Source organism: Bdellovibrionales bacterium (genome assembly GCA_019750295.1).
Lineage (GTDB): Bacteria > Bdellovibrionota > Bdellovibrionia > Bdellovibrionales > JAGQZY01 > JAIEOS01.
In genome coordinates this window covers 1-9,547 of the sequence record JAIEOS010000127.1, presented here as the reverse complement: position 1 = coordinate 9,547, position 9,547 = coordinate 1, and the positions used below count along the sequence as shown (strand labels likewise).

The 9,547-nt window shown below is 46.3% G+C and carries 10 protein-coding genes; 3 read left to right on the top strand and 7 right to left on the bottom strand.

The features are described 5' to 3' along the window. Positions 1-83 precede the first annotated feature (83 nt). The 3 genes from hpt to K2Q26_15040 are packed head-to-tail and all read right to left on the bottom strand — an operon-like array spanning position 84 to position 2,345. Positions 84-614: a hypoxanthine phosphoribosyltransferase gene (gene hpt / locus K2Q26_15050; protein MBY0316836.1), complete on the bottom strand. Its 531-nt coding sequence runs from the start codon at positions 612-614 to the stop codon at positions 84-86. A 9-nt stretch (positions 615-623) separates the two neighbouring features. Then, positions 624-1,430, bottom strand: a complete 807-nt coding sequence (locus K2Q26_15045; GenBank protein ID MBY0316835.1) for a uracil phosphoribosyltransferase — start codon at positions 1,428-1,430, stop codon at positions 624-626. Positions 1,431-1,442: 12 nt separating this feature from the next. Beyond that, entirely contained in the window at positions 1,443-2,345 is a 903-nt protein-coding gene (locus K2Q26_15040; protein ID MBY0316834.1) for a hypothetical protein, read from the bottom strand. 185 nt (positions 2,346-2,530) lie between these two features. On the opposite strand from K2Q26_15040, the gene rsmH reads away from it, so the two are divergent. From rsmH to K2Q26_15025, 3 genes are read left to right on the top strand one after another with little or no spacing between them, the layout of a single operon-like run. Continuing rightward, positions 2,531-3,430 (top strand): 16S rRNA (cytosine(1402)-N(4))-methyltransferase RsmH, encoded by a 900-nt coding sequence (rsmH, locus tag K2Q26_15035; GenBank protein ID MBY0316833.1) that lies wholly within the window; start codon positions 2,531-2,533, stop codon positions 3,428-3,430. Next, the gene (locus tag K2Q26_15030) at positions 3,414-3,710 is read left to right on the top strand and encodes a cell division protein FtsL (protein MBY0316832.1); all 297 of its coding nucleotides are present in this window, start codon (positions 3,414-3,416) and stop codon (positions 3,708-3,710) included. Before rsmH ends, K2Q26_15030 begins: the two co-directional genes overlap by 17 nt. An 18-nt stretch (positions 3,711-3,728) precedes the next feature. Next, a complete protein-coding gene (locus tag K2Q26_15025) occupies positions 3,729-5,654 on the top strand; it encodes a cell division protein (protein MBY0316831.1) in 1,926 nt (641 codons plus the stop codon). Positions 5,655-5,656: 2 nt separating this feature from the next. Here the strand turns inward: K2Q26_15025 and K2Q26_15020 are convergent, their stop codons facing one another. The 4 genes from K2Q26_15020 to K2Q26_15005 all read right to left on the bottom strand — a co-directional run bounded on the left by K2Q26_15020 (position 5,657) and on the right by K2Q26_15005 (position 9,140). Beyond that, a complete protein-coding gene (locus K2Q26_15020) occupies positions 5,657-6,148 on the bottom strand; it encodes a hypothetical protein (GenBank protein ID MBY0316830.1) in 492 nt (163 codons plus the stop codon). 112 nt (positions 6,149-6,260) lie between these two features. After that, the gene (locus tag K2Q26_15015) at positions 6,261-6,992 is read right to left on the bottom strand and encodes a serine protease (GenBank protein ID MBY0316829.1); all 732 of its coding nucleotides are present in this window, start codon (positions 6,990-6,992) and stop codon (positions 6,261-6,263) included. Between the two features lie 358 nt (positions 6,993-7,350). Beyond that, positions 7,351-7,974 (bottom strand): hypothetical protein, encoded by a 624-nt coding sequence (locus K2Q26_15010; protein ID MBY0316828.1) that lies wholly within the window; start codon positions 7,972-7,974, stop codon positions 7,351-7,353. A gap of 11 nt (positions 7,975-7,985) precedes the next feature. Next, entirely contained in the window at positions 7,986-9,140 is a 1,155-nt protein-coding gene (locus K2Q26_15005; protein MBY0316827.1) for a hypothetical protein, read from the bottom strand. Positions 9,141-9,547: the final 407 nt, after the last annotated feature.

Here is a 9,547-nt window from a genome sequence, read left to right as displayed (position 1 = left end):
AGCTATTTACTCCTCGAGGATCCAGCCGAGGAGAAGGTTCGGTTCAGATTCCAGTTGAACAAACTGTATCTGAACCGTTTTTTTTAGTTCACGTTGTTCGCTTGGGCGATGTATGGCAGATTTCTATAGTACTCGTGGTAGTCTAAACCATAACCCACCACAAATTCGTTATCGATATCGAAACCTTTGTAATCGAGGACTAAATCGGACTTGATGGCTTTCGGTTTTACTAAAAGAGAAACTGTCTTCAGTTTTTTAGGACGACGAGCGCCTAAACATTGTTTGAGATAATCCATAGTTAAACCAGAGTCGACAATATCCTCAACCAGGAGAACATTTTTTCCTTCGAGCGGGTGAGTGAGGTCCAAAGTCACTTTGACTTCTCCGGAAGACTGAGTTCCGCCATGGTAACTTGAAACTCCAAAAAATTCGCACACCACATTGAGGTCGATCTCGCGAATCAGATCGGAGAAGAACATGTAAGATCCCTTAAGGGTGCAGATCGCAACGATATCTTCGCCTTTAAAGTCTTTGGTGATTTGTTGACCCAAGGCGCGCACGCGTTCGGCAATTTGTTCCTCGCTAATCATTTTTGAGAGTTTCAATGGCTCCATTTTTTCCCCTTAAACAAATGAATTGTTGATCAATTCGCCGACGCCGCCGGCACCGGGTACAATATACTGTTTGTCGTTTAAACCTTTTTCTTCGTTCCAATAAGTTCCCGGAATCGATTTTAAAACTTTATCCGACGATAGACCGCGATCGAGTCGAGCTGTGTAAATAATCACGTCAGGATGTTTTTCGGTCACGTGACGAATGTATTCTGGAGTGACGATCAGATGGATCGCAATAAATTTTTTCTCTTTGCCCGCCACGTTTTTTTTGTAGTGATCTATCGTTGTTGAAATCGAATGCCCCGTGGCTCCCATGGGGTCTGGTAAAAATATGATGCACTCATCGATATCTCCACCAATCTTAGAGCCGTAAAGGTTTGTATGTGTCACTTGGTCGTTGGCATCGGCTACACGGGAGGCAAAAACATGATCTTGACGAATGAGATTCGAGTTGACCAACTGACATAAAAGATCAAAGCCCAATTGGCTCGGGAGTATACCTGCTCTCGCCATGGCAACGACGATTCCGCGCTGTTGTCGATCGAGAACATGCCCTACATACTGACAGTCGGGATGGGCCACCGTCATTCGTGTATTGAGTTCGATCGGCATCAATGGCCATTCTGCATTGATGGCTTCGACGAAAAGGGTAGAATACAAAGATTCGATCAGACGATTGAATTCCGGTTGGGTTGTTTCTGGGAGACAAAGTTTGGCGAGAAGAGAAGTGACTGTCGGATGATTCAAGATATGAACATTGTCAGGATATTTGTGTTCTAACTCAGACAATGAGTAATGGGTAATCCCTTGATGCATGGGATTTTTATATCAAGGCTTACCCGTGAATTCAATGAACATTATGAGATCGATAGCATCGTCCCAAAAGGCAGGATTATTGTAAATTTTGAGGGTACGATCCGTCTCAAACAGGCTCTTTTCTTCATCATTGATGGGGCGATCTTTAGGGAGGAAGCCCGCAATAAAGCCCACGGATTGTGTGTTCAGTGTCATCTCGCTGGTAAAGAGCTCGTCATCTTTGGTGGGATCTTGGATATTACTCCATGCTTTGACTTCGAGAGTGGCGCTGGTTCCCTCTTTTTTGAGGGGCGTGATTTGAAAATTAAGACCAATATTTTTGGAAGACACAATACTGCGCTGACCTTTAAAGATGACAATCGACTGCCCGACCTGAAAATCTCTGTAGGAATTTTTCGCCACGTTTTTTAATCCGCCATTTTCCTGAAGTCCATCCAGCAGTTTTTTTAAAACGATGCCGCCGGTGCCATCTCCACCGATATTAATGGGACGAGCGTCTCTTTGAATTTCGATGAGGGGATTGCGAGAGGCATGATAGAAGGTCACGTTCATCCCTTGAACATTCAAGAGTGTCGGTGCCGCTGCGGCGACTTTTGGCGCGGGCGGATCTTCGGGTTCATTGGAAAGAGTTTCTGGATTTAAGCTTTTACGAAACGGTGCGGGTTTGATTTCTTTGGGTACGGCCGCAGCCACCACGGACTCTTCAGTGGGCGCAGCTTCGATCTCTTTAGGTGCGGCTTGTTTCACATTTCGTTTATAAGCGGCCTGCGAAACTGAAGTTTGAGTTGAGCGAGGTTTATCGCGATCATAGAGAACCAATCCCACAATGACCGAAATTAAAACGGCCAGATGAACCATCCAGTTGGTTAAAATCATTTTGAGTCTTGGAGTCGGCGCCGGTTTATAAGTTTCCATATTGACGCCGCATTGGGCGCAATAGGTATCGGGCGGTTGTTCGAAAAAACACTTCGGGCATTTCATCATAGATTGGCTCTCATCCTATGCTATCACCATAATGAGACCGGGTGCTAGTCTCCAGCAGCAGAAAACCCCTCCTTAAGTCTTGCCCATAGCCTGGTTCTGCGAATAGGATGGGGACTATGAGCGAACATGTTCCCGTCTTGCTGAGCGAAGTTTTAGGCGCCTTCTCCACCTATGAGAAAAAGCCAGAAATGTTGTTGGATGGAACATTTGGCCGCGGCGGCCACACCCGAGAAATTCTTAAAGCGTTTCCGGGAATTAAAGCGATCGGGCTAGATCGAGATCATGAGGCTCTCGAGTTCGGGGCCACCACCTTTTCCGAAGAGATCAAAAATGGTCTATTGCGCTTGGAGCGCACCAGCTTTTCGCAATATGCTCAAAAATTAGAGCCTCGTCCTCAGTTTGATTTTATTCTGTTAGATCTCGGTGTCAGTTCGCCTCAGCTCGACCAGGCTCATCGGGGTTTTAGCTTTTATCATGACGGCCCTTTGGACATGAGGATGGATCAAAATCAAAAAACGACGGCCGCTGAGGTGATCAATGAGTGGGACGAAGAGCAGCTCGTTGAGATCTTTAAAAACTACGGAGAGATTCGCAGTCCGTTTCGGGTCGTGCGAGCGATTGTGCATGATCGAAAAGAAAAACCCTTTGAAACCACTCGTCAACTGGCCGGCCTGATAGAACGAGTGGATGGGTGGAGACAAAAAGGAAAAAATCCCGCCACCCAGTATTTTATGGCGTTACGTTTGTTGGTTAATCAAGAGCTCGAGCAGGTGCGCGAATCCATTCCCAACTTCATCCGGTCTTTAGTCCCAGGAGGTATCCTGGTCGTGATTACTTTTCACTCCTTAGAGGATAGAATAGTGAAGACGCTGTTTAAAGAGAACGAAGAGTGGGGACGGAAGATCAATAAAAAGGTCATCGTCGCCAGTCGCGAGGAAGAAAAAGAAAATCCTCGATCCCGCAGCGCTAAATTAAGAGCCTTCCGCAGGAGCGACAACGATGAAGAGAACCATTGAAAACGTAAAACCCTTTATGAGTGTGTTATTTATTCTGCTCACACTCTTTGGCTTAGTCTTCGTAAAAATGGAAAATCGTCGAATGGGTTATGCGATCCTTAACCTGGCCCATAAAGAAAAAAAGGCGCGAGAGCAACAGCGTTTGAAACTGGTGCAAGTGGCAAAGATGACAAGTCCAGAACGCATTCGCAAAATCGCAACCTCTCGGCTGACCTTCCAATCCGCTAAAGAAGGACAAGTGATTCGCATTGCCGGCAGCGGCTCAGTTGTGATCAAATAATATCTAAGTATGAAGCATATGAAGCCTCGCTTAGTTATCATTCTGATTTGGTTCCTCGGAATTTGGTGTATATTTATTCTCCGTGGTTTTCAGCTGCAAGTGCTTCCGACGCATAAAATTATTTCTGCCAAAGCTAAACAGTATCAGCGTGTCGTTAAACTCAATTCAAAACGTGGTGATATTTTTGATCGAAACGGTCAAGAGTTTGCCATTTCGGTGCAAGCTTATTCTTTGTTTGCCGATCCCACCTTAATCAAGCGGCCGCGTCTGCTCGCGATGAGACTTTCGAAAGTTTTAGATCTGTCACAAAAAGATATTCTGAACAAACTGAAAAAACCCAACACTCGTTTCGTGTGGATCGATCGACTGCAGAACGAAGAGGTCCGCAATAAGATTATGAGCTGGAACGAAAAAGGCTTGGGCTTTAAAGAGGAATACAAGCGCATCTATCCTCGTAAAAACGTTTTGTCGCATGTGGTGGGTTTTGTCGGCGCTGATGGGCGAGGACTAGAGGGAATTGAATCTCAGTATGACTCCTTTTTAAGAGCGGATCTGCAGGAGTTACACTTACCTAAAGATGCGCGGGGCCGGTTTCTGGTGGAAGACGGTTGGATCTTTATGCAGGATCGCGATGGTGAGGATGTTTACTTAACGATTGACGGTGATCTGCAGTCCTATGTGGATCAAGAGCTTAAAAAATCCATCGAGTTTCATGAGGCGGATGCCGCTTGGGCGATTGTTATGGATCCCAGAAGTTCGGAAATTTTAGCGATGTCCTCGCAACCGGATTACGATCTCAATCGACCTTCGCAAGCCAACACCTCGCAAAGACGGAACCGCATTTTTACGGATCTTTACGAGCCAGGAAGCACCATCAAAACGGTCTTTATGGGTGGAGCTCTCCGCGACGGAGTGATTGAGCCGAATACAGTGATCGACACTTCCGGAGGAAAAGTCGAAGTGGATGGTCGAACAATTAGTGAAGCCGACGAGAAACATCATTATAAAAAGTTAACCGCCACCGAGGTCCTCGCTTATTCCTCCAACGTGGGAGTGACAAAGATTGCGTTGCAAATGAAGGATAAGCAAATCTATCAAACACTCAGAGATTTTGGCTTTGGGGAAAAAACAGGATTAGATCTTTTAGGGGAGTCCAAAGGAATTCTCTCCTTACCTCCTTGGAGAGATCATCATAAAGCGAACATTGCTTTTGGTCATGGAGTGGCGGTATCGGCGCTTCAAGTGGCCAACGCTTACGCGGCGATTGCCAATGGTGGTAATTTAAATCGCCCTTATCTCGTGAAGCAGAAACGCGGGATTGACGGCTTAATCACCGTGACGCAGCCCCAATTCGTTCGCAAAGTCCTTTCCTCTAAGGACGCCGCCCGATTAAAAATGATGTTGTCTGCGACCACGAGCGATCACGGCACAGGAACCACCGCAAGAGTGAAGGGATTCCCTGTCGCCGGAAAAACCGGGACCGCCCAAAAGGTCAATCCCGAAGGGCGGGGTTATATTCCGGGCGCCTATATCTCTAGCTTTATCGGTTTTTTACCGGCCAACTCTCCAGAGATTTTAATTTATGTGGTGATCGATAATCCTAAAAAGCATGGTTACTATGCGTCTCAAACTGCGGCTCCGATCTTTTCGAAAATCGCGGAGTTTGCGATCAACCGTCGTGGGATTGCACCCGTCTTTGTGGCCGAGACCGATCTGATTAAATCCGAAGAAAAAACCATCGCCGAAAGCGAAGCTCAGACGCCGGCCTCCGTTGTTGTCGTTCCCAATATGGAAGGTTGGACCTTGCGAGAGACCATGCGATTTATGAAAGCTAAAGAGATCGATTTTAAAGTGGTCGGTAAAAAAGGAAGAGTTGTTAAGACAGCGCCATCGGAAGGCGAAGCGTGGCCTTCCGATAAACCGTTCACTGTGTTTACGGAATAGCTTTAAAGAAAATCAAAGCCTGTCACCTGATTGTACTCATTCCTTAAAATGATAATTCCTTTTGCGGCGAGGCCCATCGCACCGTAGTGAAGCTCAGCATTGAGTAAACGATAAATATTCACATTAATGATCTCGCCGTTGGCATTACGTGAGATTTCAATGCCAAAGGATTTAAGATCAACACCCTGCTTTTCCGCGTGCATCACGGTGAGAAAAACACCAGCATGAGTGGGGTTGAGAGAATCTTTAATCATCATTGCGCGATAGAACATGCAGTCCTCAGAGTTGTCTTTATAAGGGGAGTGGGCAAAAGACATAGCATCTGCGTGATTAAATCCGATCAAAAGTTTCGCCACGTCGTAGGCTTTTCGATCGAACGGCTGTCGGCTTTGACTGAGGACAAAGCATTTGCTTGTATCCGCCAGCGAGTAACTTGAGATCGCGAGTAATAGACAGACCAACGTGAACAACGTGTACAATCGCAAAAAATTCATGGAAACCTCTTTTCCAAGGTAACAGCAAGATGTGATCCAGTCCTAGTCGCAATACCGGCGTGTAGAGAGGGGTTTTAAGGAAAAAAATTCAGATCCGAATAACTATTTTACGTTAGAAGACGTTCAGATCATCGGCCGCAATGTATTCGGCGAGACCGACGGTCTGCTGACCTTGAATGGGCTTGTAGCTTGAAACTACGCCCACCAATTCACCTTGGCGATTGATGACAGGGGAACCACTAAAACCAGCACTCACGATAATACTGGAGAGTGCCTTGGCATGTTTGGATTGAGCTTTGAGAAGTTGTCCCTCGGAAAACGTAAGTGCGGGGTCATCGTGATAAAAACCTGCGGTCATTAGGCGACCCTCTTTTCTTTTGGCTTTGATTTGAAGTGGAAGCACCTGAGAGAATTGGGACGCGTCTTGAATTTTAAGGACGATCAAATCTTTAGCCTCTGATTTGAAGATGACGCTGATGCGAGTTTCTATCTCTCGCACTTCCTTCGAGTTTTTGACGAAGCCAAGAAATACCGTGCAAGCGCCTGTCGTGAGGCACTCCGGTTTCCCTTCGATCACATGATAACTGGTGACGAAGATATCTTTGGATTTATAGAAAAATCCAGTGCCGATCGCGAGAGTGTTCGCTCCTTGGCGAAGGTGAATGCGGGCTAAACTGTGTTGGAGTTTTTTAGAGCGAGCATCCACCTCGTCGAGATTTTTAATCACGGGTTGGTCGATAGAGATGGCATTCGATTGGGTCACAGAGGCGTCCCTCTTTTTGAGAACGCTGCAGCCCAAAGGCAGCACAAATAAAAAGATAAATAAAAGTGTTTTTGATGACATACGTGCAACCTTGTTTCGGAGCGCCGAAAAGCTCTGCGCCGCCCTACATTGAGCAAGTTCAGTACCATGCGTAGTCCCATTAAAAGGTACGCCGTTCAATTCCCAGACGCAAAAAGTCACAAAGCCTTAGGGACTCTGTGACTTTTTGCGTCTGGGAATTGAACGGCGTACCTTTTCTGGTCAGGTCTGAATTTAATTCTTGGGTTCCACGGTGGATTCAAATATACGGGTTTAGAGTTGGCGTGTTTAGTGCTGATACAGAGAGTATGAAGAAACACATTATCCTATTGTCTGTTTGTTTGATCGTGAGCTGTGCTTATATCATTTCTAGCGGCGCCCTTTAAGCGCAAGTGATCAGTTAAAGGACGCAGGTTAAAATAGTCACCTTGAGTGAGGATCCGAATCCCATCACTCCGTCGTAAATACGTTCCCCGGTAAACACAGCATGTTTGACTTTTTGTGACTCGACCTCGAAACGGAGGGTTGCACTAAAGGGTGTAGTGCTGGTTGCATTCTCCAGCATAAAAGCATCTTGTTTAAGTTCGATATGTTTCACGTTGTTCTCGACATAGTACCGAGCTACGGGCCGTTTTCCCGAATTTTCTCCGGCGAAGTAGAAGCTGATATGAATGTTGTTTTTGTTAATATAATATTCGTTGGGATTTTTTCCTTTTTTAAGTTTACAAGCACCTAAATTTTGTTCCTTGAGCAAAACTTGCTCGAGCAGCTCGGTGGTCACCGGAACTTCCAAGGCGCTGATGGCGTTTGCGCGAGCCGTTTCGATCTCTTGAATCCGCTGAACAATTTGATTTTGCGACTGCTCGAGCTGAGCTTTCTCGTCTAGGGCTTCTTTCATGTTCGCTTCCACTTTTTGCGCTTGGGCACTGAGTTCAGCATCAATGAGAGACAAGGATTTATCCTGAGCCGTCGCCTTGAGAGCGAGCACCGTTAAAAATAAAGTTGTAATTATTGTGTTCCGCATACATTTATCCTTTATTTACAACTGGCTGATCCAGGCCATACAACCAACGAATCAAACAAGGTGACAGGGTTTTTATCTAGATTACATTTAAGTCCGCGATCACATCTGAATCCAACAGTAGGAACAGCGTCTCGGTAGCGCTGGTAACGCTCTGAGATACTACCATCAGGTTGCAGATACATCGGACAGCTCTGGTTTTTTTTGGCGAATAACTCGCATCGAGCCGTTCCATCGGTTTGTTGACGGCAGCGAGGGACAGTGCGACTTCGAGTGACCCGATCGGTAAACGCTTCGGCCCACGCCATACACGAATCGTCACCCGCATCGCTGGAGGCACCTCCGAGCTTACAATTGTTGCTCGGGTGAAAATTAGCGTAGTATTCTAAAACAATTTTATTAAAGTCGTTTTCCACAAACGGACGGGCTTCTTTGAGGAAGTCGCCACCACATCTCTCATTCAGATAGTCCATCATTGGAACATGTCCTTCGATTTGGAAAAAGTTCGAATAGAGAGTGATCATTTCCGTGTGATAACTGCCGGTGTTGATCGATTCGGAGTAAGCGGGGAAGCTGATGCTTCCGTCGCGTGCGCGTAAGATTTTAAGCTGCATCTCATAGGCGCAAAAGCCGATCATGGGATAGTTCGGTTGAATATTAAAGAATCGTCTTTGGGTCGTGCTATCAAAGCGAGTGATTTGATTTAGGTCTTGCAGTGGATTCTCGGAAACGCGGGGAGAGCCGCCGGCGACGGCGTTGGATTGTCGAACTGAAGTCATGACCACGAGATAATGTTTCCGAGAGTAACTGTAGTTGATGGAGATTTTTCCGGTGACTCCGACCGTGACGGGTAATCCAGGGACATTAAATGATCCGCCGTAAGTGGTATTGGTGTCTTGAGTGTCGCCCTGTTCCGCTTGATACCAGATGCGAGGAAATGCGGGCCACTGGAGTGCGGGAGTATCCGCTCCAAGGAGTTCGCGCACAACGGTGCGACGAGCTTCTTCGCTCGGATTGTAGGCGACAGATTGGAAAGAGTGTGAGGCTGCATTTGGTCCAAAACCCATGGGCTTTGAAGAATCCATTCGAGCATGGCTCAAAGATGCAACCAAGAGTAAAACTCCTGTCGTTATGGTCCTGAGAATGTATTTCGCTTTAAACGTCAGCATAGAGGGCTCCAACATCTCGAGGGTGGTGCACAAATCATTCCCGATAAGATTTGTTTATCGTCGGCAAGGCTCTTCTAATACATCAATAAACTCATGGGTTTATAAGGGAATTTTTAAATGGGACAAATGACCTTATTGCCAGCTGTGACAAAATTCGTCGCTCTCCGGCACATAATCTGCCAAAAATTTTACTTACTGATTGTAGAATCCCGGGAGGTGCCATACGCTAGTTTTCGGATGACCCTAAAGGAACTCTTCTCAGTTTTTGGCAGGATCGATTGGAACGAGTCGAAACCAGATGATGTTGTGAATGGCGTACAGTCCGACTCCAGAAAAATTCAATCCGGTTTTGTTTTCGTTGCGGTCCGTGGAATTAATTCCGACGGACATGATCATATCGATATGGC

Coding starts and splice junctions, on each gene's coding strand:
- K2Q26_15025 (MBY0316831.1), top strand. CDS start 3,729: ATGAAGCCTCGCTTAGTTATCATTCTGATTTGGTTCCTCGGAATTTGG.
- K2Q26_15005 (MBY0316827.1), bottom strand. CDS start 9,140: ATGCTGACGTTTAAAGCGAAATACATTCTCAGGACCATAACGACAGGA.
- K2Q26_15030 (MBY0316832.1), top strand. CDS start 3,414: ATGAAGAGAACCATTGAAAACGTAAAACCCTTTATGAGTGTGTTATTT.
- K2Q26_15045 (MBY0316835.1), bottom strand. CDS start 1,430: ATGCATCAAGGGATTACCCATTACTCATTGTCTGAGTTAGAACACAAA.
- K2Q26_15040 (MBY0316834.1), bottom strand. CDS start 2,345: ATGGAAACTTATAAACCGGCGCCGACTCCAAGACTCAAAATGATTTTA.
- rsmH (MBY0316833.1), top strand. CDS start 2,531: ATGAGCGAACATGTTCCCGTCTTGCTGAGCGAAGTTTTAGGCGCCTTC.
- hpt (MBY0316836.1), bottom strand. CDS start 614: ATGGAGCCATTGAAACTCTCAAAAATGATTAGCGAGGAACAAATTGCC.
- K2Q26_15010 (MBY0316828.1), bottom strand. CDS start 7,974: ATGCGGAACACAATAATTACAACTTTATTTTTAACGGTGCTCGCTCTC.
- K2Q26_15020 (MBY0316830.1), bottom strand. CDS start 6,148: ATGAATTTTTTGCGATTGTACACGTTGTTCACGTTGGTCTGTCTATTA.
- K2Q26_15015 (MBY0316829.1), bottom strand. CDS start 6,992: ATGTCATCAAAAACACTTTTATTTATCTTTTTATTTGTGCTGCCTTTG.